Annotated in this window: 25 protein-coding genes, 1 pseudogene and 1 riboswitch; of the genes and pseudogenes, 13 read left to right on the forward strand and 13 right to left on the reverse strand. The window is 74.0% G+C overall.

Features of this window, described 5'->3' with window-relative positions; translation table 11 throughout:
* Window positions 1-21: 21 nt before the first annotated feature.
* Window positions 22-2418, forward strand: coding sequence for a DUF3488 and DUF4129 domain-containing transglutaminase family protein (locus ACIRPK_RS15650; RefSeq protein WP_403038394.1), 2397 nt, complete (start codon window positions 22-24; stop codon window positions 2416-2418).
* An 81-nt stretch (window positions 2419-2499) separates the two neighbouring features.
* Here ACIRPK_RS15650 and ACIRPK_RS15655 read toward each other — a convergent pair whose 3' ends face one another.
* The 3 genes from ACIRPK_RS15655 to ACIRPK_RS15665 all read right to left on the reverse strand — a co-directional run bounded on the left by ACIRPK_RS15655 (window position 2500) and on the right by ACIRPK_RS15665 (window position 4478).
* Window positions 2500-2883, reverse strand: coding sequence for a DUF3040 domain-containing protein (locus ACIRPK_RS15655; RefSeq protein ID WP_403038396.1), 384 nt, complete (start codon window positions 2881-2883; stop codon window positions 2500-2502).
* A 268-nt stretch (window positions 2884-3151) separates the two neighbouring features.
* Window positions 3152-3904, reverse strand: coding sequence for a methyltransferase domain-containing protein (locus tag ACIRPK_RS15660; RefSeq protein ID WP_403038398.1), 753 nt, complete (start codon window positions 3902-3904; stop codon window positions 3152-3154).
* 70 nt (window positions 3905-3974) lie between these two features.
* On the reverse strand, window positions 3975-4478 hold the full coding sequence (locus tag ACIRPK_RS15665; RefSeq protein ID WP_403038401.1) for an SAV_6107 family HEPN domain-containing protein: 504 nt from the start codon (window positions 4476-4478) through the stop codon (window positions 3975-3977).
* Between the two features lie 558 nt (window positions 4479-5036).
* On the opposite strand from ACIRPK_RS15665, the gene ACIRPK_RS15670 reads away from it, so the two are divergent.
* Complete coding sequence (locus tag ACIRPK_RS15670) at window positions 5037-5636, forward strand: DUF4126 domain-containing protein (protein WP_403038403.1); 600 nt, start codon at window positions 5037-5039, stop codon at window positions 5634-5636.
* Between the two features lie 207 nt (window positions 5637-5843).
* Here ACIRPK_RS15670 and ACIRPK_RS15675 read toward each other — a convergent pair whose 3' ends face one another.
* Entirely contained in the window at window positions 5844-6728 is an 885-nt protein-coding gene (locus ACIRPK_RS15675) for a sigma-70 family RNA polymerase sigma factor (RefSeq protein WP_403038406.1), read from the reverse strand.
* Window positions 6729-6873: 145 nt separating this feature from the next.
* Between ACIRPK_RS15675 and ACIRPK_RS15680 the strand changes: the two genes are divergently transcribed.
* Window positions 6874-8259 carry a phytoene desaturase family protein gene (locus ACIRPK_RS15680; protein ID WP_403038407.1) on the forward strand — a complete coding sequence of 462 codons (1386 nt, stop codon included), beginning with the start codon at window positions 6874-6876 and terminating at the stop codon, window positions 8257-8259.
* A gap of 7 nt (window positions 8260-8266) precedes the next feature.
* Here ACIRPK_RS15680 and ACIRPK_RS15685 read toward each other — a convergent pair whose 3' ends face one another.
* The gene (locus ACIRPK_RS15685; RefSeq protein ID WP_403038409.1) at window positions 8267-8623 is read right to left on the reverse strand and encodes a tetratricopeptide repeat protein; all 357 of its coding nucleotides are present in this window, start codon (window positions 8621-8623) and stop codon (window positions 8267-8269) included.
* Between the two features lie 126 nt (window positions 8624-8749).
* Here ACIRPK_RS15685 and ACIRPK_RS15690 point away from each other — a divergent pair, with 126 nt between their 5' ends.
* A complete protein-coding gene (locus tag ACIRPK_RS15690; RefSeq protein WP_403038412.1) occupies window positions 8750-9004 on the forward strand; it encodes a DUF2630 family protein in 255 nt (84 codons plus the stop codon).
* Between the two features lie 7 nt (window positions 9005-9011).
* On the opposite strand, the gene ACIRPK_RS15695 is transcribed toward ACIRPK_RS15690, so the two are convergent.
* Window positions 9012-9695 (reverse strand): hypothetical protein, encoded by a 684-nt coding sequence (locus ACIRPK_RS15695; RefSeq protein WP_403038415.1) that lies wholly within the window; start codon window positions 9693-9695, stop codon window positions 9012-9014.
* A gap of 92 nt (window positions 9696-9787) precedes the next feature.
* The gene (metF, locus tag ACIRPK_RS15700) at window positions 9788-10702 is read right to left on the reverse strand and encodes a methylenetetrahydrofolate reductase [NAD(P)H] (protein ID WP_403038418.1); all 915 of its coding nucleotides are present in this window, start codon (window positions 10700-10702) and stop codon (window positions 9788-9790) included.
* 151 nt (window positions 10703-10853) lie between these two features.
* On the opposite strand from metF, the gene ACIRPK_RS15705 reads away from it, so the two are divergent.
* On the forward strand, window positions 10854-11960 hold the full coding sequence (locus ACIRPK_RS15705) for a polyprenyl synthetase family protein (RefSeq protein WP_403038421.1): 1107 nt from the start codon (window positions 10854-10856) through the stop codon (window positions 11958-11960).
* Between the two features lie 207 nt (window positions 11961-12167).
* On the opposite strand, the gene thiE is transcribed toward ACIRPK_RS15705, so the two are convergent.
* Genes thiE through ACIRPK_RS15720 form a run of 3 tightly spaced genes read right to left on the reverse strand, consistent with a single transcriptional unit; the run spans window position 12168 to window position 14389 of the window.
* Window positions 12168-12812, reverse strand: a complete 645-nt coding sequence (gene thiE / locus ACIRPK_RS15710) for a thiamine phosphate synthase (RefSeq protein WP_403038424.1) — start codon at window positions 12810-12812, stop codon at window positions 12168-12170.
* Entirely contained in the window at window positions 12812-13171 is a 360-nt protein-coding gene (locus ACIRPK_RS15715) for an Rv2175c family DNA-binding protein (protein WP_184920711.1), read from the reverse strand. The genes thiE and ACIRPK_RS15715 overlap by 1 nt, the downstream gene beginning before the upstream one ends.
* A gap of 21 nt (window positions 13172-13192) precedes the next feature.
* A complete protein-coding gene (locus ACIRPK_RS15720; RefSeq protein WP_403038427.1) occupies window positions 13193-14389 on the reverse strand; it encodes an NAD(P)/FAD-dependent oxidoreductase in 1197 nt (398 codons plus the stop codon).
* A gap of 68 nt (window positions 14390-14457) precedes the next feature.
* A riboswitch (TPP riboswitch) is annotated at window positions 14458-14571 on the forward strand.
* On the opposite strand from ACIRPK_RS15720, the gene thiO reads away from it, so the two are divergent.
* The 5 genes from thiO to ACIRPK_RS15745 all read left to right on the forward strand — a co-directional run bounded on the left by thiO (window position 14567) and on the right by ACIRPK_RS15745 (window position 18091).
* The gene (gene thiO, locus ACIRPK_RS15725) at window positions 14567-15718 is read left to right on the forward strand and encodes a glycine oxidase ThiO (protein ID WP_403038430.1); all 1152 of its coding nucleotides are present in this window, start codon (window positions 14567-14569) and stop codon (window positions 15716-15718) included. (Overlaps the previous riboswitch by 5 nt.)
* Window positions 15715-15933, forward strand: coding sequence for a sulfur carrier protein ThiS (gene thiS, locus ACIRPK_RS15730; protein ID WP_403038432.1), 219 nt, complete (start codon window positions 15715-15717; stop codon window positions 15931-15933). The genes thiO and thiS overlap by 4 nt, the downstream gene beginning before the upstream one ends.
* A 5-nt stretch (window positions 15934-15938) precedes the next feature.
* On the forward strand, window positions 15939-16736 hold the full coding sequence (locus tag ACIRPK_RS15735) for a thiazole synthase (protein WP_403038434.1): 798 nt from the start codon (window positions 15939-15941) through the stop codon (window positions 16734-16736).
* Between the two features lie 112 nt (window positions 16737-16848).
* Window positions 16849-17592 (forward strand): endonuclease/exonuclease/phosphatase family protein, encoded by a 744-nt coding sequence (locus tag ACIRPK_RS15740; protein WP_403038437.1) that lies wholly within the window; start codon window positions 16849-16851, stop codon window positions 17590-17592.
* A gap of 145 nt (window positions 17593-17737) precedes the next feature.
* Window positions 17738-18091, forward strand: coding sequence for a hypothetical protein (locus ACIRPK_RS15745; protein WP_403038438.1), 354 nt, complete (start codon window positions 17738-17740; stop codon window positions 18089-18091).
* Between the two features lie 7 nt (window positions 18092-18098).
* Here ACIRPK_RS15745 and ACIRPK_RS15750 read toward each other — a convergent pair whose 3' ends face one another.
* Together ACIRPK_RS15750 and ACIRPK_RS15755 are read right to left on the reverse strand one after the other, a co-directional pair.
* A complete protein-coding gene (locus ACIRPK_RS15750; protein ID WP_403038440.1) occupies window positions 18099-18665 on the reverse strand; it encodes a hypothetical protein in 567 nt (188 codons plus the stop codon).
* A 16-nt stretch (window positions 18666-18681) separates the two neighbouring features.
* Window positions 18682-19487, reverse strand: a pseudogene (locus ACIRPK_RS15755) (alpha/beta hydrolase).
* Between the two features lie 189 nt (window positions 19488-19676).
* Between ACIRPK_RS15755 and ACIRPK_RS15760 the strand changes: the two are divergent.
* From ACIRPK_RS15760 to ACIRPK_RS15770, 3 genes are read left to right on the forward strand one after another with little or no spacing between them, the layout of a single operon-like run.
* A complete protein-coding gene (locus ACIRPK_RS15760) occupies window positions 19677-20498 on the forward strand; it encodes a lysophospholipid acyltransferase family protein (RefSeq protein WP_403038443.1) in 822 nt (273 codons plus the stop codon).
* 21 nt (window positions 20499-20519) lie between these two features.
* The gene (gene macS, locus ACIRPK_RS15765) at window positions 20520-21683 is read left to right on the forward strand and encodes a MacS family sensor histidine kinase (protein WP_403038446.1); all 1164 of its coding nucleotides are present in this window, start codon (window positions 20520-20522) and stop codon (window positions 21681-21683) included.
* Between the two features lie 41 nt (window positions 21684-21724).
* A complete protein-coding gene (locus tag ACIRPK_RS15770) occupies window positions 21725-22378 on the forward strand; it encodes a response regulator (RefSeq protein ID WP_403038448.1) in 654 nt (217 codons plus the stop codon).
* Between the two features lie 23 nt (window positions 22379-22401).
* On the opposite strand, the gene ACIRPK_RS15775 is transcribed toward ACIRPK_RS15770, so the two are convergent.
* Window positions 22402-24336 (reverse strand): anthranilate synthase family protein, encoded by a 1935-nt coding sequence (locus ACIRPK_RS15775; protein ID WP_403038451.1) that lies wholly within the window; start codon window positions 24334-24336, stop codon window positions 22402-22404.
* Between the last annotated feature and the right edge of the window lie 257 nt (window positions 24337-24593).

Below are 24593 nucleotides of genomic sequence, written 5' to 3' on the forward strand. Positions count from 1 at the left end.
CCGCCCCGAGGAGCCCCGCACGTGACCACCCGGGCGAAGTTGACGCTCTACTCGGCGCTGGCCACCACGCTGGTGACGCTCTGTCTGATCCCGCTGGTGCGGCCGAGCGGCTGGATCGGCGAGGCGTTCGTCATGATCGCTGCCGTCGGCGCGGCCGGGGCCGCCCTGCGCCGGCTCTCGGTGGCCCGCGTCCTGCAGGCCGTGCTCCAACTGCTGGCCGCCCTCTACGTGCTGCTCCTGCTGACCGTGCAGTCCGCGATGGACTTCGCGGTGCTGCCCGGGCCGCGCGCGCTGGACGCCGTCGGCAGCCTGATCGCCGCCGGCACCAAGGACGTCCAGCAGTACACCATCCCGGCCCCCGACTCCGACGGCATCACGCTGATCCTGGTCGGCTCGGTGACCCTGATCGCCGTCCTGGTGGACGCCCTCGCGGTCACCTTCCGCAAGGCCGCGCTGGCCGGGCTGCCGCTGCTCACCCTGTACTCGGTCGGTACCGGTATCGGTGCCCCGGACGCCGCCTGGCTCTGGTTCCTGCTGGCCGCGCTGGGCTATCTGCTGCTGCTCAACGCCGAGGGCCAGGACCGGCTGTCCCGCTGGGGCCGGGTCTTCCACGGCAGCTCGCAGGACGGCTCCGGCGGCCTCTCCCAGAGCGGCCACCGGATCGGCCTGCTGGCGCTGGCGGTCGCCGTGGCGCTGCCGCTGCTGGTGCCGTACACCGACCTCGGCCTGATCGACCGGGGCGACGGCGACGGGCTCGGCAACGGCACCGGCCGCCAGGTCACCTCGCTCAACCCGGTGGTGGCCCTGACGGCCAACCTGAACCGGCGGGACAACGTGGAGATGCTCCGCTACTCCACCGACTCCCCGCAGGGCAACCAGCTCTACCTGCGGATCGGCGCGCTGGACAGCTTCGACGGTGTGCAGTGGAAGTTCTCCGAGCAGCACCTGCAACCCATCCCGAACCCGATGCCGGCCCCCCAGGGGCTGGGCCAGGACGTCTCGGCCGAGCAGTTCCAGACCTCGGTCAAGATCTCCGACAAGCTCAGCACCGAGTGGCTGCCGATGCCCTACCCGGCCTCCTCGGTCAGCGTCCGGGGCGACTGGCGGTACGAGCCGAGCACCCGCTCGCTGGTCGGTGACCGGGGCCAGAAGAGCGACGGCCTCGCCTACGACGTGACCAGCCTGGGGGTCGAACCGGGCCCGGCCCAGCTGCGGAACGCCGGACCGGCCCCGACCGACTTCGCCAAGCGGTACACCGCACTGCCGGAGACCCTGCCGCCGGTGGTCGCCGAGACCGCCCGCCGGGTGGTCGCGGGCAAGAACAACCCGTACGACCAGGCGGTGGCCCTGCAGACCTGGTTCACCTCCAACGAGTTCACCTACAGCCTGACGCCGAACGCGGGCACCGGGAACGAGGCCATCACCACGTTCCTGCAGAACAAGACCGGCTTCTGCGTGCACTTCGCCGCCACCATGGCCGCGATGGCCCGCTCGCTGGGCATCCCGGCCCGGGTCGCGATCGGTTTCGCCCCCGGCTCCGACCAGGGCCGCGGCAACTTCATCGTGCGCAGCCAGGACTACCACGCCTGGCCGGAGCTGTACTTCCCCGGCTCCGGCTGGCTGCGGTTCGAGCCGACCCCGACCCGGGGCAGCAGCCCCGGCTACACCGCGGAGAAGGTCACCCAGCCGACCACCGCCCCGACCGCCCAGCCCAGTGCCTCGGCCGGCACCGGCGCCTCCGCCGCACCCAGTGCCAGCAGCACCTGCACCGGGGCGCAGCAGCGCCAGGACGCCTGCGCGGACGAGAACGCCGCCGTGTACCAGGCCGCCGAGCCGCTGCCCTGGTGGCTCGGCTGGCCCGCCCTGACCGGGCTGCTGGCGATCCTGGTGGTGCTGGCCCTGCTGGCCACCCCGATGCTCTGGCGGATCGGCCAACGCCGCCGCCGGCTGGGGGGCGGCCGCCATCTGGCCGGCTCCCCGGAGCTGACGGACCAGCAGGTGCTGGCCGCCTGGGAGGAACTGCTGGACACCGCCTGGGACCTGGGCATCCCGCCGGACGACTCGCGGACCCCGCGCGGCACCGCGCACCGGATCGCCGAGGCCGGCCGGCTGGACGCCCCGGCCAGCGCTGCGGCCGGCCGGGTGGCGCTGGCCACCGAACGGGTGCTGTACGCGCGGACCGCGGCCCCGGAGCTGCCGCTCGGCCCGGACGTCCGGACCGCCACCGAGGGCCTGCGGGCCGCCGCCGGACGGCGCGACCGGGCCAGGGCGGTCCTGCTGCCCGCCTCCGCCGCGCGGCTGCGGTGGCGGCTCGCCGACCGGCTGCAGTCCGTCCAGGACGCGGTCCGGGCCGGGGCCGGCCGGGTCTTCGCGCCGGTCCGGCGGCTGGCCGGGCTGCTGCGCCGGAAGCGCTCCTGACCGGGCCGCGGCCCTGGGACGGCTGAGGGCGGGCAGTCGACTCGACTGCCCGCCCTCACCAGCTCCGTACTTCCGGCCGGCTCACACTCCGTCGTGTTCGTCCCGACGGCGTTGCCAGCGTTGCTCCATCCGGTCCATCACACCGGCCTTGCGGCGCGGAGCAGGGGACGCCTTCGGTCCCGCTCCCTGCCCGGCCGGACCACGCTTCCAGCCGGTAACGGCGAGGACCGCGCAGCCCAGCATCACCAGGAACCCGACGACGCTCACCCAGATTTGCTGGGCGACCATGCCGCCCATCAGGAGAGCGATACCCACCACGAACCCTGCGGCGGCCTGGTAGACCCTCCGACGGGTGTAGGTGCGCAGCCCGGTTCCCTCAAGCGCTGACGCGAACTTGGGATCTTCGGCGTACAGCGCTCGCTCCATCTGCTCGAGCAGTCGCTGCTCGTGCTCCGAGAGCGGCACGGAGTCCTCCTACTCGTCGGTCGCGGGGCGACCGGTCCGCCACCCCTGGCTGGGCCTGTGTCGTCCATATGCCCCATGCGCCTGGCTGTCATGCTTTCCGGCTTTACCCAGATCATACGGTCCGAGCGGCCGGATCGGGATGGTCACGTGTCCGTGGCTCCGGCCACGTTCGTTCACCGACCCGCAGGGGACCAACGCGGGAGCGTCCCGACAAGTGCCCGGATCGTCGGAACGACTCGGACCGGGCCGGGTGAGCGGGCGGGGCCGGTCAGACCAGTTCGGCCAGAACGTGCAGCTGGGTGGCCACCGCGTGGAACGCGGGCTGCTCCGCGGCGGCCTGCTCCAGCTTGAGCAGCGCCTCCATCGCGCCCGGCTCGGTGTCCACCAAGACACCGGGGACCAGATCGGCGAAGACCCGGACGCCGTGTACCGAGGTGACCGCGAGACCGGCCGCCACGGCCAGCTCGCCCAGCTCCTCGACGCTGAACCGGCGGGGCATCGGGTCCTGCGGGCCCCAGCGGCCGTCGGCCGCGTCCAGCACGGCCCTGGCGTCGGTGAAGTGGCCCGCCAGCGCGCGGGCCAGCACGGCGCCGTTGCGGTTCGCGGCCAGCAGGCTGACCACGCCGCCCTTGGCCAGCGTGCCGGCCAGGCTGCGGAGCGACTCGGCGGGGTCGTCCACCATCTCCAGCACGCCGTGGCAGAGCACCGCGTCCACCGTGCCGGGCTCGACCAGCTCCGGCAGGGTCTGGGTGTCGCCCTGGACCGCCCGGACCAGCTCGGTCACGCCTGCCTCGGCGGCCCGGCGCTCCAGCGCGAACAGCGCGTCCGGGCTGGGGTCGACCACGGTCACCCGGTGGCCGAGCCTGGCCACGGGCACGGCGAAGTTGCCCGTGCCGCCGCCGGTGTCGAGCACCTCCAGCACGGGCCGGCCCAACTGCCCGGCCCGCTGCTCCAGAGCCGCTCGCACCACCTCCCACACCACGGCGGTACGCAGGGCACTGCGGGGACGGGTCGGGTACACGGTGGAGGCTCCTCACCACAGCGGTGTTGTCACTGAACGCCACCACCATAGGCCCTCCGGGGCCCCCGGCTCAGCTGGCGTCAAGCGGCAGCGGCTGCTCGGGGTGCAGGTCGAGCAGGCGCTGGACCAGGCGGAGGTAGAGGGCCGTGTTCCGGATCAGGTCGTCCGCGTCGCGGGCGGTGGCCGCGTGCCGGATGCCCGCCTCGGCGGCGGCCCGGCGGCGGGCCCCGGCGGCGAAGTAGGCGGCCCACTCGGCCAGCTCGGGCGCCACCTCGGGCAACACCTCCCAGGCGCTGCGGATCGCCTGCCGCCGCCGGGTGCGCTTCTCCGGGCGCCCCCGGACGGCCAGCACGGCGGCGGTGGTCCGCAGTGCGGCGAGGTGCGCGGTGGCGTAGCGCTGGAGCGGGTCCTCGTACTGGCGGGACTGGATCAGCGTCAGCTCGGCGTGCCGGAGCAGGTCCAGTGCGGCGGGCGGGGCGGTGGCCCGGCGCGGGACCGGGTGGATGTCGGCGCCCCGGATCGGGCGGGCGGGTGCGGGCAGCAGTGGGGCGGTCTCGGGCTGACTGATGGTCATGCGATCCCCCGGTCCACAGCGGGTGACCCGGGCCGGCTGACCCGAGCCCCTCCATCGTGAACGGCGGCACTGACAATCCGGCGGCCCACGTGCCGAGGCGCCCCCGCCGGGCCGGCTGCCGACCCCCGTCGGTGCCTGCCCGGCGGGAGCGCCTCCACCCGCGGTCCCCCCGCGTTCCCCCGTGGTCCCCGCCGCCGGACATTCCCCCCGTGGCCCCGGTCCGCCGCCCCGTGCCGGCGGTCCGTGGCCGGTGTCCGGCTTCGGTGTCGCGGCCCGAGGTGCCCCCCGGTCCCCCACAGTCCGTGGGCGGGTCGGGCCGCTGCCGGGAGCGGAGTTGACGGTCCGTCGTCCCGGGTGGCCACCACTCTGCCGTTCCCGCAGGTCGGGGGCCATCCGCTGGAGTACTCAAGTGATGATCTGAGTATCCGTACTCAGCTTTCCGCGCCCCGGAACCGCCCCGGCCTCCGCGGGCGTCCTGACCCGCCGGGGGAGAGTCGGCGGATACCGTGTTCCCCGGACATCGGCAGACCCTGGACTGGGTCCACGGAGGGGGAACGGATGAGCGTCGTCCCGCTGGTCTTCACCAGCGGCTGGGCGAGCGGCGTCAATGCGTACGCGGTGGTGCTGCTGCTCGGGCTGCTGGGGCGGTTCGGCGGCGCCGACTCGGTGCCGCCGACGCTGGAGCGCACCGACGTGCTGATCGCCGCCGCCGTGCTCTTCCTCTGCGAGGCGGTGGCCGACAAGATCCCGTACGTGGACTCGGTCTGGGACGTGATCCACACCGTGATCCGGCCGGTCGCCGGTGCCACCATCGGTGCACTGCTGGCCGGTCAGGACCCGGGCTCGCTCGGCGAGGTGGCGGCCGGGGCGGTGGGCGGCACCACCGCCCTGGTCAGCCACGGCATCAAGGCCTCGCTCCGGATGGCGATCAACACCTCGCCCGAGCCCGCCAGCAACATCGTGGCCAGCCTCACCGAGGACCTCTCGGTGGCCGGGCTGATCACCCTGGCGATCTTCCACCCGTGGCTGGCCGCCTCGGCCGCCGCCGTCCTGATGCTGGTCGGCGCCCTGCTGGTGTGGTTCGCGGTCTCCCGGATCCGCCGCTTCCTGGTCCGCCGCCGGGAGCGGAAGGGCCTCCGGCCGGCGGCGGGTGGGTGAAGGAGCGGTGGTGGAGTGGGTGGCTCGGCGGTGCGAAGGGCCCCTCCTGACCGATGCCGGGCAAGGAGGGCGCGTGCCCCGGAGCCGCAACGCCACTCACCCGCCGCTGGCCGGAGGCCCCTGTGGCGGACCGCGCCGCCGCCCGGCACCCGGTCCCCGGGGCGGGCGACGGCAGTGGGGCGACCCGGGTGCCGTACTGACGGGATCTCAGCCGGTCAGGAAGGACACGTCGATCCCGGCCAGCCGGTCGGGGTCGACCAGCAGGTTGATCTCGGTGATCCGGCCGTCCCGGACCGTCACGCCCATCACCGAGTGGGCCCGGTCCGCCGGTACGCCGACCAGGCCGACCGCGCCGTTGACCAGCGCCGGCCGGGAGTACGGGGCCATCGCGGAGAACATCAGCGCCTGGCCCGCCACCGCGTGCGCCCCGCGGATCAGCCTGGACGCACCCGCCAGGCCGACCGCGCCGGTGTCAGCGCGGAGCACCACGTCCGGGTCGAGCACCGCGAGCAGCGACTCGAAGTCCCCGGCCCGGGCGGCGGCCAGGAACGCCTCCACCACCACCCGCTGCCGCCCGAGGTCGGCCTCCGGGACGGCCGCGCCCCGCACCCGGCGGCGGGCCCGACTGGCCAGCTGCCGGGTCGCGGCGGGCTCCCGGTCGACGATCGGGGCGATCGCCTCGAACGGCACGGCGAACATGTCGTGCAGCACGAACGCCACCCGCTCGGCGGGCGGCAGGGTGTCCAGCACCACCAGCATCGCCAGCCCGACCGAGTCGGCCAGCAGCGCCTGCTGCTCCGGGTCCGGCACGCCCAGCTCGCCGACCACCGGGTCCGGTACGTGGCACTCCAGCGCGTCCTCCCGCCGGGACCTGCGGGTGCGCAGCTGGTCCAGGCAGACCCGGCCGACCACGGTGGTCAGCCAGGCCGGCAGGTTCCGCACCTCGGCGACGTCGGACCGCTCCAGGCGGAACCAGGCCTCCTGCACGGCGTCCTCGGCCTCGCTCGCCGAGCCCAGCATCCGGTAGGCCACCGCCCTGAGGCGGGCGCGCTCCGCCTCGAACCGCTCGGCCAGCCGGTCCAGGTCGCTCATCGGTCACATCCGCTCGTCGGGATCCGTCGGTACCGTGCGCACACTCCGGCCGACGATATGACAATGAAAGCCGCAGGAGGGCGGTTTTCGCCCGCCCCGGCCACCCGCCCGACCGGGCGCCGGCGACCGCATAGGATCTTGCCCCATGGCACGGATCGTCATCATCGGCGCAGGAATGAGCGGTTTGGCCGCCGCCGCACGACTGGCCACCCTGGGACACCGGGTGACGGTCTGTGAGGCCGGGCCGACGTACGGCGGGGAGGTCGGCCGGTACGAGCGCGACGGGTTCGCCTTCGACACCGGGCCCACCCTGCTGGCGCTGCCCGCCGTCTACCGCGACCTCGCGCTGAAGACCGGCAAGGAGCCGCTGGAGCAGCTGGTCGCGCTCGCTCCAGTCGAGCCGGAGAGTCGGCACCTGTTCCCGGACGGCACCGACCTGGTGCTGCCGAACGCCTCCCGGGGCGGCGTCGCGCAGAGCCTGGACACCGCCTTCGGCCCCGGCACCGGCGAGCGCTGGAGCGAGGTGATGAACCGGGCCAGGACGGTCTGGGAGGCCACCCGCCGCCCGCTGCTGGAGGAGCCGCTCCCCGCCGACCCGACCCCGCTGCACACCGACCCCTACCCCACCGCCCCCCGCCGCGGCCTGGCCCGGCTGCGCCGTCCGGCCCCGCACACGCTGGCCGCGGTGGCGGCCGGCGAGCTCGGCGGCGCCGGCCCGACGGCGCTGCTGTACGAGTACGCGCTGCGCTACGGACTCGACCCGCGCACCGCACCGGCCGGGGCCACCGTGCTGGCGTACATGGAGCAGTCCTTCGGCGTCTGGTCCGTCGGCGGCGGGATGCGCGCGCTGGCCGACGCGGTGTACCGCCGGTGCGAGCTGCGCGGGGTGGAGTTCCACTTCGGCACCGCCGTCACCGAACTGCTCACCGCCGACGACCGGGTCACCGGCGTGGCCGCCGGGGACCGCCGGTTCGAGGCCGACGCCGTGCTGACCGCCCGCCCCGAGGACACCGGGGGCGGCCGCCCGGGCCCGGCCAGGCTGACCGTGCTGCTGGCGCTGCGCGGCGAGCGTCCGCCGGGCACCGCCGTCCGCACCGTGGTGCACGCCCGGGACACCGCCGCCGAGCTCGGCGCGCTCTTCGACGCCGCCGAGTACCCCCGCCATCCGACCGTCCAGGTGCACCGGCCGGACGACCCGGCGCTCGCGCCCGAGGGCCACGAGGCGGTCACCCTGACCGTCACCGTCCCGCCCGGGCCCGCTCCCGCGGACTACCCCGGCCACCTGCTCGACCACCTCGCGGCGGCCGGCCTCGACCTGCGCGGCCGGGTCGTCCGGAGCGAATCGCTCGCCCCCGGACGCCCCCAGCCGCTGCCCTCGCTGGCCGGTATGGGCGGCAGCTTCCTCAGCCCGCCCAACGCGGCCGGGCCCGCCGGTCTGTACCGGATCGGCGCGGCCGCCCACCCCGGCGGCGGGCTGGCCCGGGCCGGGATGTCGGCCTCGATCGTGGCGGGCCTGATCGGCCCGGCCTGACCGGCCGCTACTCCACCAGGTTCGCCGCCCGCACGGCGTACACCGCTCCCTCGGCGCCCGGCTCGCCCATCGCCCGGGCCAGCTTGCGGTAGCGGGCGGCCTGGTCGGCTCGGCCCCGGCGCTCCAGCGTCCGGCCCAGCGCCTCGTACGCCCAGCCGTTGCCCGGGTCCAGCTCGACCAGTCGCAGGAACGCCTGCTCGGCCCGGCCGAGTTGGGCACTGTGGAAGTAGGACCGCCCGAGCAGCTCGACCGCGGCCCGGTTCGCCGGATCGGCCTCGACGATCGGGGTGAGGATCCTGGCCGCGCCGCTGTAGTCCTTCGAGTCGAAGAACAGGGTGGCCCGCTGGAACTCCTGGTAGCTCATGGGGTGGGTCTCCTTCCGATTCCGGCCAGGTCAACCGAGGCGGCCGTCCGGGTGTTCCCGGCATGCGCCGGACCGGGCGGGGACCGAGGATGAACCGTGTCCGCAGCCCACACTCAGGAGGCCCTCATGACCGGCCAGGAGAACGCCGACGTCCTCGGCTCGATCGGCAAGCTGGTGGACGCCGAGAAGCTGCTGCGCGCCCGGATCACGGACGGCACCGCCGACGAGGCCGCCGCCCGGGCCGAGCTGGCCGCGCTGGAGGTCAAGCTGGACCAGTGCTGGGACCTGCTGCGCCAGCGCCGGGCCAGGACCGAGTTCGGCGAGGACCCGGGTACGGCACGGGTCCGCCCGGCCGCCGAGGTCGAGGGCTACGAGTCCTGACCGGTGGTCAGATCTGCTGCTGGTAGTTCCAGTTCTGCTGCTCGGGCTGCTCCGGGTGGTACTGCTGCGGCACGGCCGGCTGCTGCCACTCCTGGTGCTGGTACCCCTGGTCGTAGTACTGCGCCTGCTGCTGCGGCTGGGCGTACTGGTCCTGGTACTGGTACTGCTCGTAGCCGTACTGCGGCTGCTGGTAGCCCTGGTCGTAGGAGGGCTGCTGGTAGTAAGCGGCGGCGTAGACGCTCTCCTCCGCGACCGGCTCGGCGGCCAGCTCCTGCATATGCTCGAACTCGTACGCCACCGGCGCCTGCTCAGGCTCGACCGGGCCGACCTCACCGACCTGCGGGACCACCTCGGCGGCCTCGGCCGGCTCACCGCCGGTGGCGGCGCTGAGCAGCGGCACCTTCGCCAGCGGTCCGGGCAGCGCACCGTCCGCGCGGCGCAGCGACCAGCCCGCGACGTAGCCACGCTTGACCGAGAGGGTGACCAGCACCTGGCCGGCCGCGAACAGGGCCGCTCCGGCGCCGATCACCAGCACCGAGGAGAGCGCCATTCCGGCGACCACGGCCAGGAAACCGCCGAGGGCCAGCGCGCGCCAGTGCAGCGGGGCGCGGTTCTGCAGCAGCAGTTCGGCGACCAGCCAGAGCGCCACCACCGCGAGCGCGGCGTACAGCAGCAGGAACCCGATGCCCATACCCGCGACCTCCAACGTCACCGACCCCTGCGCGTTGCGGCGACTGTACAGGCTCGGCGGGCCCCCGGCCCACCTCCCCGGGGCAACCGTGCTCAGCGCTGGTGCAGCCCGAGGTTCTGGTAGATCTCCAGGGTCGCCGTGGAGTGGTTGAGGGTGATGAAGTGCAGCCCCGGCGCGCCCTCGGCGAGCAGCCGCTCGGCCATCGCGGTGGCGTGCTCGATGCCGATCGCGCGGACCGCCTCCGGGTCCTCGGCAACCGCCTCGAACCGGCTCTGCAGCTCGGGCGGGAAGGCCGAGCCGGAGAGCTGCGGGAAGCGGGTGAGCTGCCGGATGTTGGTGACCGGCATGATCTCCGGGATGATCGGCGTCGAGCAGCCGGCCGCCTCGACCCGGTCGCGCAGCCGCAGGTAGTCCTCGACCTCGAAGAACATCTGGGTGATCGCGTAGTCGGCGCCGGCCCGGCACTTGGCCACGAAGTGCCGGATGTCATCGTCCCAGCTCTCCGAGCGCGGGTGCATCGACGGGAAGGCCGCCACCCCGACGCAGAAGTCGCCGATGCTCCTGATCAGCTCGACCAGCTGGTACGCGTACTCGACCCCCTGCGGGTGCCGGACCCACTCCCCCTCGGGGTCGCCGGGCGGGTCGCCCCGGACCGCCAGCACGTTCCGGACGCCCTCGTCCGCGTACTGGCCGATGATGTTGCGCAGCTCGGCGATCGAGTGGTCCACCGCGGTCAGGTGCGCGACCGGGGTCAGAGTGGTCTCGGTGGCGATCCGGCCGACCAGGTTGACCGTCCGTCCGCGCGAGGAGCCGCCCGCGCCGTACGTCATGCAGACGAAGTTCGGGTCCAGCGACTCGACCCGGCGGATGGCGTCCCAGAGCTTGGACTCACCGGCCTCGGTCCGCGGCGGCATGAACTCGAAGGAGAAGGACCGGTCGCCTGCCGCCAGCAGGTCGCGGACGGTCTCCGCCCGGTCTGTTCTGGTGGAGGGGATACCGAGTGCCATGCTGGCAGATTAGCCCGGCACGCGAAGCGCCTGACAATCGAAGTCCACGGGTTGAGACACCCACTCCCCGTTCGGTGGACGGGCACGCTCCGGGCGTTGACCCGGCCCGGTTAGGCTGATCGTCACCCCCTCCTCGACTCCGGAGTCCATCGTGCCCTCGCCCACCGCCCGGCCGGTCAGCCCCATCGACGTGGAGGCCGTCCGCGAGCGCGTCAACGCGGCGCTGGCGGTCTTCATGGCGGAGCAGACCGAGTTGCTCGCCACGGTCTCCGCCCAGCTGACGCCCGCCGCCGACGCGCTGCGCGAGTTCCTGCTGGACGGCGGCAAGCGGCTGCGGCCCGCCTTCTGCTACTGGGGCTGGCGCGGAGCGGGCGGCGCCGCCGACTCCACCGGCATCCCCCGGGCGGCCGCCGCCCTGGAGCTGCTCCAGGCCAGTGCCCTGGTGCACGACGACCTGATGGACCGCAGCGACACCCGGCGCGGCCTGCCCTCGATCCACCGCAGGTTCGAGGCGCTGCACCGCGAGCGCGGCTGGCGCGGCGACCGGGAGCAGTACGGGGCCTCGGCGGCGGTGCTGCTCGGCGACCTGCTGCTGATCTGGTGCGACGAGCTCTTCCTGCGCTCCGGCCTCCCCGCCGAGCGGGTGCTCGCCGCCAAGCCGGCCTTCGACCTGATGCGCACCGAGGTGATGGTCGGTCAGTACCTGGACGTGCTGGAGCCGGTCGCCGGGGACTCCGCCGACGAGGGAGCGCTGGAGCGGGCGCAGACCGTCCTGCACTACAAGTCGGCGAAGTACACCATCGAGCGCCCGCTCCAGGTCGGCGCCCTGCTGGCCGGGGCGAGCCCCGAACTGGTCGCCGCCTACTCGGCGTTCGGCCTTCCGCTGGGCGAGGCCTTCCAGCTCCGGGACGACCTGCTCGGCGTCTTCGGCGACCCCGCCGTCACCGGCAAGCCGGCCGGCGACGACCTCCGCGAGGGCAAGCGCACGCTGCTGATCGCCCACGCCATGCGGGGCCTCTCCAAGGCGGACGCCGTCCAGCTGGACGAGCGGCTCGGCGCGGCCGACCTGACGGCCGACGAGGTGCCGGTGCTCCGACGGCTGGTGGAGCGCAGCGGCGCCGCCGAAACCGTCGAACGCCGGATCGACGAACTCATGGCCCAGTCCCTCGCCGCCCTCGACGCAGCCCCACTGGCCGCCGGCCCGGCCCGGGCCACCCTGCTGGCGCTGGCCGAAGCGGCGACGGTCCGCAAGTACTAGGACAGACGCTCCGGCATCTACGGTCCAGGGGCTCGGGGCTGCGCCTTTGGCAGGGCGGTCGGTTGCACTGGTCCAGGGGCTCGGGGAACTGCGAGGAGATCTGGCGCTCGGGTCACTGCGAAAGTCCCTGACCACCTACGCACGGATCACCATTTACGAGGCCGGCGTCGCAGTTCCCCGAGCCCCTGGCGCCGTAGGCGGTTGGCCTCAGTGCGAGCGGATCCGGCGGGACAGTTCGGCGGCGGCTGCGCCCGGGTCGGCGGCGGCCGTGATGGCGCGGACCACGACCACCCGGGTGGCGCCGGCGTCGAGGACCTGGTCGAGGTTGCCCAGGTCGATGCCGCCGATCGCGAACCACGGACGGTCCGTCACGGCCTTGGCCGCGTACGAGACCAGGTCGAGGCCGGGGGCGTGGCGGCCGGGCTTGGTGGGGGTGGGCCAGACCGGGCCGGTGCAGAAGTAGTCGACGCCCGGCTCGGTGAGGGCCGCGTCGACCTCGGACTCGGCGTGACAGGACCGGCCGAAGATCACCTCGTCGCCGAGGATCGCCCGGGCAGCGGGCACCGGCAGGTCGTCCTGGCCGAGGTGCAGGACGTCGGGGCGGGCCGCGTGCGCGACGTCGGCCCGGTCGTTGACCGAGAAGAGCTTGCCGTGCCGGCCGGCGGCGTCGGCGAAGACCTCCAGGTACTCCAGCTCCTGCTTCGCCTCCAGGCCCTTGTCCCGGAGCTGGACGATGTCCACCCCGTTGGCCAGCACGGCGTCCAGGAACTCCGGCAGGTCGCCCTGCTCGCGGCGGGCGTCGGTGCACAGGTACAGCCGGGCATCGGCCAGCCGCGTGCGGGCGTCCGTCATCAGATCAGCTCCGCCTGGGCGCGGCGCTTGACCTCGGTGCCCCGGTTCTCCACCAGGGCCTCGATCGGGCTGCCGGGCAGCGAGGGCTGCTCGGTGAACAGCCAGTCGATGATCTCGGCGTCGGTGAACTTGGCGTCCCGCAGCAGCGTCAGCGTGCCGGAGAGGTGCTTGACCAGGCCCGGGCCGTCGATGAAGGCGGCGGGCACCTGGAGGGACTTGTTCGGACCGCGGCGGACCGCGATCAGCTTTCCGGACTTCACCATGTCCCGGACCTCGGTGACGGGGACACCCCACTGCTCACTGATGTCGGGCAGGTACATCCACGCGGGGACCAGGGCTTCGATCTTCTCTGACGTCATCTCGCTCACGACACCAGAATCTCACAGCGGGTTCGGCCCGACCGCCGCCTTGAGCTGTACCGACGGGTCCGCAGCCGCCACCGGGTCCAGCAGGACCCCGCGTTCGATCAGCTTCCGCGCCTGGTTGACGTCGCGCGGCCGGTCCACCGAGAGCAGCCCGGTCAGCCGCCCGTCCCGGAGCCAGAGCACCGTCCAGGCCGGGTCCCCGGCCGAGCCGCGCCAGAGCATCCGGTCACCGGGCGCGTGCCGCCCGGCGTACTGCACCATCCGTCCGAACTGCTCCGACCAGAAGTACGGCACCGGGTCGTACGGCGTGCCCGCCCCGAGCACCCCGGCGGCCACCGCCCGGCCGGACTGCAGCGCGTGGTCCCAGTGCTGGACGTTCACCCGGGTACCCAGCCGGGCGGACGGGTACGCGATGCAGTCGCCGGCCGCCCAGACCCCGGGCAGCGAGGTGCGCAGCCGATCGTCCGTCAGGATCGCCCCGGCCCGGTCCAGCTCCACCGGCGAACCGGCCAGCCAGCCGGTGGCGGGGCGGGCACCGATGCCGACCACCACCTCGTCGGCGGCCAGCTCGGTGCCGTCGGCCAGCAGCACCGCGCCCGGCTCGACCGCCGCCACCCCGACCCCGCAGCGCAGTTCGACCCCGGCGTCGGCGTACCACTGCGTCATCAGCCCGCCGAGCTCGGCGGGCAGCGCCCCGGCCAGCGGCGTCGCGGCGGCCTCGACCACCGTCACCTCGCAGCCGAGCCGCCGGGCCGCCGTGGCGGTCTCGGCGCCGATCCAGCCCGCGCCGACCAGCACCAGGTGCCGCCCCGGCCGCAGGCTCGCCCGCAGCGTCAGCGCGTCGTCCAGGGTGCGCAGGGTCCGGGCGCCGGGGAGGGTGACCGGCTTGGCACCGGTCGCGATCACCAGGGCGTCGTACCGCAGCGAGCCCCGGTCGGTGTGCAGCAGGCCGGGCTCCAGGCCGGTCGCGCGGTGGCCCGGCAGCAGGTCGACACCGGTCCAGTCGACGTCCAGCACGGTGCTGTCACGCTGCCCGAGCAGCACGTCCTTGGAGAGCGGTGGCCGGTCGTACGGCAGCTCCCGCTCCGCGCCGAGCAGGGTGACGGGCCCGGTCCAGCCCCCCTGCCGCAGGGCCAGCGCGCTCTGCGCGCCCGCCATGCCGCTGCCGACCACGACCGCCTGTCCACCCGTCAGCTCTGCCACGTCGGTCACCCTACCCACCACAGTCGTCCGCCCGTCGAACACTGGCCGCCGGGCTGCCCGGGGCCGGGGATATGGTGGGTGGCGTTACACGGGAGCCCGGTGCACCGGGCTGAGAGGCGGGCTGCGGCGGCCTGCGACCGTCCGAACCTGATCCGGGTCATTCCGGCGAAGGGAGAGCGAAGTACTGTGACACGCACCGAGAGCGACGTGCTGGTCATCGGCGGCGGCATCATCGGCCTGGCGGTCGCCTGGCGGGCCGCGCAGCGCGGACTCCGGGTCACCGTGGTCGACCCGGAGCACGGGCGGGGCGCGGCCCAGGTCGCGGCCGGCATGCTGGCCCCGGTCACCGAGCTGCAGTACGGCGAGGAACCGCTGCTCCGGCTGGGGATGGCCTCCAACGACCGCTACCGCGACTTCGTCGCCGAGCTGGCCGACCTGACCGAGCTGGACACCGGCTACCGCGAGACCGGCACGCTGGCCGTCGCGCTGGACTCCGACGACCGGGCCGAGCTGCGCGAGCTGCACGCGTTCCAGCAGCGGCTGGGCCTGGAGTCGCACTGGCTGACCGGCCGGGAGTGCCGACGGCTCGAACCGATGCTGGCCCCGGGCGTCCGGGGCGGCCTGCACGTGACCGGCGACCACCAGGTGGACGGCCGACGGCTGGCCGCCGCCCTGGTGCTGGCCTGCGAACGCTCCGGCGTCACGCTGCAGCGGGCCTCGGTCACCGAGCTACTGGTCAAGGAGGACCGGGCCACCGGCGTCCGGCTGAGCACCGGCGGCGAACTGACGGCCGCTCAGCTGGTGCTGGCGGCGGGCCCGCAGAGCCACCTGCTACCCGGGCTGCCCGCCGGGGTGCTGCCGCCGGTCCGTCCGGTGAAGGGGCAGGTGCTGCGGCTGCGGATCCCGGAGCGGTACGCGCCGTTCCTGTCCCGCAACGTCCGGGCCGTGGTGCGCGGGCAGCACATCTACCTGGTGCCGCGGGCCGACGGCGAGCTGGTGATCGGCGCGACCAGCGAGGAGCAGGGGTACGACACCACCGTCACGGCGGGCGGTGTCTACGAGCTGCTCCGGGACGCGCACGAGCTGGTCCCCGGGCTGACCGAGCTGCCGCTGGTGGAGACCGGCGCGGGCCTGCGGCCCGGGTCGCCGGACAACGCACCGCTGCTCGGCCCGACCGCGCTGCCCGGCCTGGTCGCCGCCACCGGCCACTACCGCAACGGCGTACTGCTCACCCCCGTGACCGCCGACCTGATCGCCGAACACCTGGCCACCGGTGCCGTACCGGCGCTGGCCGCCCCCTTCTCCCCCAGCCGCTTCACCCCGAAGGCCGCCGCATGAACGACTTGACCGAGCTGACCCTGACCGTCAACGGCACCCCCCGCCAGGTGCCGCCGAGCACCACCCTGGCCGAGCTGGTCGCCACCCTTAGCACCGCCCCGACCGGTGTGGCCGCCGCGCTGAACGAGGCCGTGGTGCCGCGCTCCGTCTGGGCGACCACCGCACTCGACGCCGGCGACCGGGTCGAGATCCTCACCGCAGTCCAGGGAGGCTGACCGCCATGGCCGACGACACCCTCACCATCGCCGGGGTCACCTTCAACTCCCGCCTGATCATGGGCACCGGCGGTGCCCCCAGCCTGGAGGTGCTGGAGCAGGCGCTCCGGGTCTCCGGCACCGAGCTGACCACCGTCGCGATGCGCCGGGTCGACCCGGGCACCCAGGGCTCGGTGCTGGACGTGCTCACCCGCAACAACATCCGGGTGCTGCCCAACACGGCCGGCTGCTACACCGCAGGGGAGGCCGTGCTGACCGCCCGGCTGGCCCGCGAGGCGCTCGGCACCGACTGGGTGAAGCTGGAGGTGATCGCCGACGAGCGGACCCTGCTGCCCGACCCGATCGAGCTGCTGGACGCCGCCGAGACGCTGGTCGACGACGGCTTCACGGTGCTCCCGTACACCAACGACGACCCGGTCCTGGCCCGCAAGCTGGAGGACGTCGGCTGCGCCGCGATCATGCCGCTCGGCTCGCCGATCGGCTCCGGCCTGGGCATCCGCAACCCGCACAACTTCCAGCTGATCGTGGCGGCCGCGGGCGTCCCGGTGATCCTGGACGCGGGCGCGGGCACCGCGTCGGACGTGGCGCTGGCGATGGAGCTGGGCTGCGCGGCGGTGATGCTGGCGTCCGCCGTCACCCGGGCCCAGGAGCCGGTGCTGATGGCCGACGCGATGCGCCGCGCCACCGAGGCGGGCCGGCTGGCCTTCCGGGCCGGCCGCATCCCGCGCCGGTTCCACGCCGAGGCGTCCTCCGCGATGGCGGGACGCGCCGACCTGGACACCCGGGAACGGCCCGCTTTCTGACGGCGGGGCACCTGGTGCCGTGCCTGGCAAGGTTCACCCCGTCGCGTCGTTCGGTGCGTGCTCTCGGCGTGACGGAGGGAACCTAGCCGGGCACGGCACTAGCATCGGCCGGGTGATCCTCCCCGAGTCCGGAACCGAGCCCGACGGGGCGCAGGTGGTCCGGCTGCTCAGTTACAACGTCCGTTCGCTGCGGGACGACCGCGAGGCGCTGGTCCGGGTGATCCGGGCCTGCCGACCCGACCTGGTCTGCATCCAGGAGTCGCCCCGGTACTGGCGGCCCGAGGGCCAGGCCGCCTGGCTGGCCCGGCGGACCGGCACGGTGGTGCTCTCCGGCGGCGGCCGGGCCGCCGCCGGGCCGCTGCTGCTCGGGCGGCTGGCGGTGGAGGTGCTGGCGGTCCGGGACCGGCTGCTGCCGAAGACCCGGGGCCTGCACGCCCGTGGCTTCGCCACCGCGAAGGTCCGGATCGGCCGCTCGGTGCCGTTCGTGCTGACCAGCTGTCACCTCAGCCTGGACCAGGACGAGCGGCTGAAGCAGTTCGCGCTGCTGCCCGGCCAGGCCGGGCCCGACGAACCCGCCGTGATCGCGGGCGACTTCAACGAGCACCCCGACGGCCCCGGCTGGCAGCGGCTCGCGGCGGCCTACCGGGACGGCCACGTGGTGGCCCCCTGGGGCGGCACCAACACCTCGGTGCCGGCCGACCCGTACCAGCGGATCGACGCCGTCTTCGCCTCTCCCGACGTCACCGTGCTGGCCTGCGGCGTCCCGCACGAACTGCCGGGCGTCGAGCCGGCCGACCTGCTGGCCGCCACCGACCACCTGCCGCTGCTCGCGGTGCTCAGGCTGCCACCCGGCTAGACGGGTCATTCCACCCGCCGCCCGTGCCGCCGCCGGGCTTACCGAGCTGGCTCTGATCCTCTTCATTTGGGGCACCGGCACCGCCGCCCGGGGCCTGCTCCGGGCCCAGAGCGGCCACGCCGTCCGGGCGATCCGGGACACCGTGATGTCCCTGCCGTTCGTCCTGGTCTCCGGCATCACGGTGATCGCCGCCGCGCTCGGCACCGCCGTCGCCGAACCGGACCACCGTCTGCCGCCCGGTGCTCGCTGGGCGCTCTACGGCGGGGTGCTGGCCTTCCACACCGCCGACGCCGCCATCTCACTGCGCTACGGCGACGGCCCGGGCACCGTACTGCACTGGTACGGGCCCTGCCTGGTGCTGACGGTCGGCCTGCTGCTGCCCGCCGCCCCGGCCCGGCCGGCCTGGGGCGCGGTGGGCCGTGCGGCGGGCCTGGTCCTGCTGCTGGCCAAGCTCTCCGAGCTCAGCCGGAACCGGGCGTACGGCGAGGCGACGGCCTGACCGTCCGTCAGACCACCGCGCCGCCGGTCGGGTCCTCCGGCTCGTCCTCGTCGCGGTCCTTCATCCGGGCCACCAGGGTGACGAAGCCGCCAAGGAAGGCGCTGACGCCGACCCAGGCCGGCCAGCCGGAGACCTCGCGCCAGACCAGCACGTCGAACAGCAGCAGCGCCGGGCCGCCGAGCACCGCGAGCCAGGCGAACCTGGCGGTGGTGTCCATCGGCGGCAGCGGCGGCGGCTCCGGCGGGACGTAGTGGCCCTCGTCCGGGTCCTCGGCGGCCACGTAGCTCCGTGGGTCGCCGGTGGCCGGGCGGGGGCGGGGCTGCGGGGCGAGGTCGTCCAGCTCGGGGGGACGCTTGACCTCCTTGGCCCGGAGGTTCTCGATCTCCGGCCACTCCGGGTTGTTCAGGTCGACCGGGTCGTCGAACTGCGCCACCAGCGCGGCGAAGATCGCGTCCTGCTCGGCCTGGCTCCCCCCGACCGGGCGGCGTGCGGGCGGGTCGGACTCCCCGGTCGGCTCGGGCTTCGCCCGGCCGTCCAGGGGCAGTTCCTCGTCGTCGCCCGCGGTGTTGTTCATCTGCACTGCCGGCCCTTCAGCCCAGGTGGTCCTCGGCGCTCGCGTCCACGGCACTCGCCTCCGCGTGGGCGGCCGGGGTCAGCCGCCGGACGAAGTCGAGGCTTGCCTCGACGATCAGTCCGGCGTCGTGGTCCAGCGTGGCCACGTGGTAGCTGCGCTCGCAGAGCAGCTCGGTCACATCGGTCGAGGATATCCGGGCCAGCACCAACTCGGAGTTGGCCGGGGAGACCACATGGTCCTGCGGGCTGTGCAGCAGCAGGACCGGTCGGCGTACGTCGGGCAGCTCGGCCTGCACGGTCTTCCACAGTCGGGCCAGTGACCAGGCGGCATGCAATGCAGCGGCGTCCGGTCGTAGCCGAGCTCGTGCGTGCCGGGCTTGGCGATGTCGTTCGCCACCCCGGGCAGGCTCGGGACCAGGTGCCGGATCACCGGCAACAGCACACTTGCGGGGTTGTCGGAACGCACGGACGGGTTGACGAGCACCAGTCCGGCCACCGCCACGCCCTTGCGGGCGGCCAGCCGCAGGGCGAGCGCGCCGCCCATCGAGAGGGCGCAGACGAACACCTGGTCGCAGTCGGCGGACAGCTCCTCGAAGGCCCGCTCGGCCTCGGCGTACCAGTCCTCCCAGCGGGTCAGCTGCATGTCCTGCCAGCGGGTGCCGTGGCCGGGGAGCAGCGGCACCGAGACCGAGTACCCGGCGGCGGCGAACTCCTCCGCCCAGGGCCGGAGCGGCTGCGGCGAGCCGGTGAAGCCGTGCACGAACAGCACGCCGACCCGGCCCCCCAGGTGACGGAACGGTTCGGCGCCGGGCAGCAACGGCATCAGCGGGCTCCTTCGCGGTACGGAGCCGTCCGGGCCCTGACGGGGCGTCGGCAGCGGGCTCTGGCAGCGACTTCTGGCACTGGCAGCCGAATCGTCCCATGGTCGGCGTCGACTCGTACAGCCCCGCCGGTGCTGCGGGGCCTGCCGGAAGCATTAGGATCGACCGGTCCGCACAACAGGAGGCCCCGGTTGTTCTACCGACTGATGAAGATGATCGTCGCACCGCTGCTGCGGATCTTCTTCCGGCCTTGGATCGAGGGTGCCGACAACATCCCCGACGACGGCCCCGCGATCATCGCGAGCAACCACCTGTCGTTCTCGGACTCGTTCTTCCTGCCTGCCCTGATGAAGCGTCGGGTGACCTTCATCGCCAAGGCGGAGTACTTCAACACCCCCGGCCTCAAGGGCAAGCTGACCGCCGCCTTCTTCAAGGGCGTCGGCCAGCTCCCGGTGGACCGCTCGGGCGTCCGGGGCGCCGGTGAGGCCGCGATCCGCAGCGCCGTCGCGGTGATCGAGCGGGGCGAGCTGTTCGGGGTCTACCCCGAGGGCACCCGTTCCCCCGACGGCAAGCTCTACCGGGGCAAGGTCGGCGGCCTGGCCCGGGTCGCGCTGGCCACCGGCGCGCCGGTGATCCCGGTCGCGATGATCGACACCGAGAAGGTCCAGCCGCCCGGCCAGGTGGTGCCGAACTTCGGCGTCCGCCCCGGCATCCGGATCGGCCGGCCGCTCGACTTCTCCCGCTACCACGGCATGGAGAACGACCGCTTCATCCTCCGTTCGGTGACGGACGAGGTGATGTACGAGATCATGCGGCTGTCCGGCCAGGAGTACGTCGACATCTACGCGACCGCCGCCAAGCGCCAGATGGCCGAGGACAAGAAGCGCAGCGACGCCGAGCGCAAGGCCGAGCAGAAGGCGGTCAAGGCCCAGCAGGAGGCCGAGAAGAAGGCCGCCGAGGCCGAGGCCGCCGCGCTGGCCGAGAAGGACCAGAAGGACACCACGGCCGAGTAGTCGGCCGACCGAGGGGGGACGATGGCCGATCACCGGCCCGGGTACGGCGGCTCGGTGGCCGCCGGGGGCATGTCGGTCGAGATGCCGCTCTGGCGGGCCATCACCTTCTTCCGGATCATGGCGCTGACGTACGCGCTGCTCCGCTACTTCGGCTCCTACCAGGACTTCCTGCACCCGGTCTCCGGCTGGATCTTCCTCGGTGCGCTGACCCTGTGGACGCTGGCCAGCACCCGGTCCTTCGCCGGGCCGCAACGCTGCACCTGGTACGTGCTGACCACCGACCTGGCCTTCGCGGTCACCGGCATCGTGATGAGCGGCGTGATCGACTCCCCCGCCCGGATCCTGGCCGGCGCCCCCACCCTGCCGACCATCTGGGCGGCGGGCACCGTGCTCGGCTTCGCGGGCAAGGGCGGCTGGCGCTGGGCGGCCTTCGCCGGGGCGGTGGTCGGGGTGGCCAACATCGCCGGGCACGGCGGGATCACCCCGGACAACCTGCACAACATCGTGCTGCTGATGGCCGCGGGCTGCGCCATCGGCTACGTGATCGAGCTGGCCCGGGCCAGCGAGGCCGCGCTCACCCAGGCGCTCCAGGTGGAGGCCGCCTCCCGGGAGCGCGAGCGGCTCTCCCGGGACATCCACGACGGGGTGCTCCAGGTGCTCGCCCTGGTCCAGCGCCGCGAGGGCGACCCCGGCGAGCTGGGCCGGCTGGCGGGCGAACAGGAACGTGCGCTGCGCACCCTGATGACGGGCGGTCAGCCGGTGGCCGCCGACGGCGGCGAGCAGGACCTGCTGCCGCTGCTCGGCCGGTACGCCGACGACCGGATCACGCTGTCCTCCCCGGCCTCCCCGGTCCGGCTGCCCGCCCGGGTCGCCGCCGAGCTGTCCGCCGCCGTCGGCGCCGCGGTGGACAACGTCCGCCGGCACGCGGGCGGGTCCGCCCGGGCGTGGATCCTGGTCGAGGACGAGCCGGGGACGGTCACGGTGAGCATCCGCGACGACGGCCCGGGCTACCCGGTCGGCCGGCTGGCCGAGGCGGAGCGGGCCGGCCGGCTCGGCGTCTCGCAGTCCATCCGGGGCCGGCTGCTCGACCTCGGCGGCAGCGCCGAGCTCCACTCCGCCCCGGGCGAGGGCGTCGAGATCGAACTACGGGTGCCCCGCGCCCGCCGGGCCGGGGCGGCCGGATAGGCTCGGCGCCCGCCGCTTCGCTGCAGAGACCGGGAGGGCCGATGGACGGTCAGGTACGGATCATGGTGGTCGACGACCACCCGATGTGGCGCGAGGCGGTCTCCCGGGACTTGGCCGAGGCCGGTTTCGACGTGGTGGCCACCGCCGGCGACGGCGAGGAGGCGGTCCGCCGGGCCCGGGCCAGCACCCCCCAGGTGATCGTGCTCGACCTCAACCTGCCCACCCTGCCCGGCGTCGAGGTCTGCCGGCAGGCGGTCGCCCAGGATCCGGCGGTCCGGGTGCTGGTGCTCTCCGCCAGCGGCGAGCACGCCGACGTGCTGGAGGCGGTGAAGTCCGGCGCCACCGGCTACCTGCTCAAGTCCGCCCACCGGGACGAGCTGATCGACGCCGTCCGCCGGACCGCCCTCGGCGAACCGGTCTTCACCCCCGGCCTGGCCGGCCTGGTGCTCGGCGAGTTCCGCCGGCTGGCCACCGGCCCGTCCGCCCCCTCGGCCCCGCAGCTCACCGCCCGGGAGACCGAGGTGCTCCGGCTGGTCGCCAAGGGCCTGTCGTACCGTCAGATCGCCGACCGCCTGGTGCTCTCCCACCGCACGGTGCAGAACCACGTGCAGAACACCCTCGGCAAACTCCAGCTGCACAACCGGGTCGAACTGGTCCGCTACGCGATCGAACAGGGCCTGGACGACACGCTCTGAGGAGCGTGTCGTCCAGGGGCGCCTCAGACCGCCAGCGCGCCCATGCTTTCCAGCAGTTCGGCGACCAGCACCACGCCCTCCCGGGTCAGCACCGACTCGGGGTGGAACTGCAGGGTGACGAAGCCCGGGCCGCGCAGCGCGTGCACGTCGGTGGAGTCGTCGGCCCGGGCCACCTCGATGCCCTCGGCGGCCAGCCGGGCCGCGTCGGCGTCGGTGCAGCGCGAGGTGAAGGTGTTGTAGAAGCCGACCGTCCGGCGGGTGCCGAACAGGTCGATGTTCTCCTGGGCGCCCTGGTAGGGGACGTCCTTCCGGGCCAGCGGCAGGCCGAGTTCGGCCGAGACCAGCTGGTGGCTCAGGCAGACCGCGAGCAGCGGGGCGGTCCGGGCGCCGCTGCGGGCGGCGGCCAGCGCCTCGGCCACGATCGGCCGCAGGATCGCCATCTTGGCGTCCGCCGGGTCGGCCGGGTCGCCCGGGCCGGGGCCGAGCACCAGCGGTCCCTGATGGGCCGCCACCAGCTCGCGCAGGCCGGGGGTGTCGAAGCGGAGCACCCGGACCCGGTGGCCGAGCGAGGTGAGCAGGTGGGACAGCATCGAGGTGAAGGTGTCCTCCCCGTCCACCACCAGGGTCTCCAACTCGGCGGTGACGGTGGCGGGCTGCTGCATCCGCAGCCAGAACGGGGCGAGCCGCCCGCGCCGGGAGTCCAGCGCCGCCTGCACCCGGTGGTCGTCGGCCAGCACCCTGGCCCCCTTGCGGGCCGCGTGGTGGGCGGGCGCGGAGCGGGCCCCGATCGCGGTGAGCACCCCGGCCGCCTTGGCGTGCGTCTCGGCCACCTCGGAGTCGGGGTCGGAGTGCCGGACCAGGGTCGCCCCGGCCCGGACCACCAGGCCGCCGGTGCGGTCGATGTCGACGGTGCGGATGCAGATCGGTGAGTCGAGCTGCTGCCCGCCGCTGGCGGTCCGGCCGATCAGGGCCAGCGCGCCGGAGTAGTAGCCACGGCCGGTGCGCTCGTAACGCTTGATCACCCTGGTGGCGTTCTGCACCGGGCTGCCGGTCACGGTGGCGGCGAACATGGTCTCCTTGAGCACCTCCCTGACGTCCAGTGAGGTCCGGCCGCGCAGCTCGTACTCGGTGTGCGCGAGGTGGGCCATCTCCTTGAGCCGGGGGCCGAGCACCTGGCCGCCGAGGTCGCCGACGGTGCACATCATCTTGAGCTCCTCGTCGACCACCATGGTGAGCTCCTCCAGCTCCTTGGGGTCGTTCAGGAACGCCAGCAGCGAGTCGATGCCCGGGCCCGAGGCCGGATACCGGTACGTCCCGGAGATCGGGTTCATCACCACGGTGCCGCCGCTCTGCCGGACGTGGACCTCCGGCGAGGCGCCGACCAGGTACCTCTCCCCCGTGTGTACCAGGAAGGTCCAGTACGCCCCGCGCTCCTGGTCCAGCAGCCGGCCGAACAGGCTGAGCGGGGTGGCCGGGCCGAAGTCGTCCAGCTGCGCCGTGAAGTCACGCCGGATCACGAAGTTGGCGCCCTCGCCCCGGCCGATCTCGTCCGCGATCACGGTGCGGACGATCTCGGCGTACGCCCGGTCGTCGATGTCGAACGAGCCGCCGGTGAGCGAGATCGGCCGCTCCGGCAGCGCGGCCAGCACCTCGGCCAGCGGGAAGGTGTACTGCTCCTCGACCCGGATGCCCTGCAGCGGGGTGCCGTCGTCGTGCGCCTCGAAGCCCCGCTCGCGGATCTGCCGGTACGGGACCAGGGCGAGCAGGTCGTGCCGCGCGCCGCCGACCGGCGCCCCGATCGGCACCGGCAGGTCGGCCAGCTCGTCGTAGGCGCCCGCCGTGCCGATCAGCACCTCGACGGTGTCCGGCGCGTGCCGGGGGGCGCGGCGGTGCAGCAGCGCGTACGCGGGGGCGTCGGCGGCGGAGAGGCGGTGCAGCAGCGAGGTGAGACTGGTCACGGTTCGACTGGTCCTTCCGGGAGGGGTGCGGGGTGGGAATCCGCTTCCGGGAGGGCCGTCCGACTCCTCAAACGCCGACGGCCGCCCCGAAGGGCGGCCGTCGTGTGCGTCTAGGAACGCTCAACTCGTGGACCACCCAAGGGGTTGGTCCACCACCAGGAGAAGGTGTGCGGCGCGTTCACGGGGCTGAGCCTAACCCAAATCCCGGACAGCTGAGGCTGTTCGGCTCATTGTCCATCAGGTGTCTCACCCATCGG

It is taken from the genome of Kitasatospora sp. NPDC101801 (assembly GCF_044766665.1).
Lineage (GTDB): Bacteria > Actinomycetota > Actinomycetes > Streptomycetales > Streptomycetaceae > Kitasatospora.

Coding starts and splice junctions, on each gene's coding strand:
- ACIRPK_RS15665 (WP_403038401.1), bottom strand. CDS start 4,478: ATGACCATCAGTCAGCCCGAGACCGCCCCACTGCTGCCCGCACCCGCC.
- ACIRPK_RS15670 (WP_403038403.1), top strand. CDS start 5,037: ATGAGCGTCGTCCCGCTGGTCTTCACCAGCGGCTGGGCGAGCGGCGTC.
- ACIRPK_RS15675 (WP_403038406.1), bottom strand. CDS start 6,728: ATGAGCGACCTGGACCGGCTGGCCGAGCGGTTCGAGGCGGAGCGCGCC.
- ACIRPK_RS15680 (WP_403038407.1), top strand. CDS start 6,874: ATGGCACGGATCGTCATCATCGGCGCAGGAATGAGCGGTTTGGCCGCC.
- ACIRPK_RS15685 (WP_403038409.1), bottom strand. CDS start 8,623: ATGAGCTACCAGGAGTTCCAGCGGGCCACCCTGTTCTTCGACTCGAAG.
- ACIRPK_RS15690 (WP_403038412.1), top strand. CDS start 8,750: ATGACCGGCCAGGAGAACGCCGACGTCCTCGGCTCGATCGGCAAGCTG.
- ACIRPK_RS15695 (WP_403038415.1), bottom strand. CDS start 9,695: ATGGGCATCGGGTTCCTGCTGCTGTACGCCGCGCTCGCGGTGGTGGCG.
- metF (WP_403038418.1), bottom strand. CDS start 10,702: ATGGCACTCGGTATCCCCTCCACCAGAACAGACCGGGCGGAGACCGTC.
- thiE (WP_403038424.1), bottom strand. CDS start 12,812: ATGACGGACGCCCGCACGCGGCTGGCCGATGCCCGGCTGTACCTGTGC.
- ACIRPK_RS15715 (WP_184920711.1), bottom strand. CDS start 13,171: ATGACGTCAGAGAAGATCGAAGCCCTGGTCCCCGCGTGGATGTACCTG.
- thiS (WP_403038432.1), top strand. CDS start 15,715: ATGAACGACTTGACCGAGCTGACCCTGACCGTCAACGGCACCCCCCGC.
- ACIRPK_RS15735 (WP_403038434.1), top strand. CDS start 15,939: ATGGCCGACGACACCCTCACCATCGCCGGGGTCACCTTCAACTCCCGC.
- ACIRPK_RS15745 (WP_403038438.1), top strand. CDS start 17,738: ATGTCCCTGCCGTTCGTCCTGGTCTCCGGCATCACGGTGATCGCCGCC.
- ACIRPK_RS15750 (WP_403038440.1), bottom strand. CDS start 18,665: ATGAACAACACCGCGGGCGACGACGAGGAACTGCCCCTGGACGGCCGG.
- macS (WP_403038446.1), top strand. CDS start 20,520: ATGGCCGATCACCGGCCCGGGTACGGCGGCTCGGTGGCCGCCGGGGGC.
- ACIRPK_RS15770 (WP_403038448.1), top strand. CDS start 21,725: ATGGACGGTCAGGTACGGATCATGGTGGTCGACGACCACCCGATGTGG.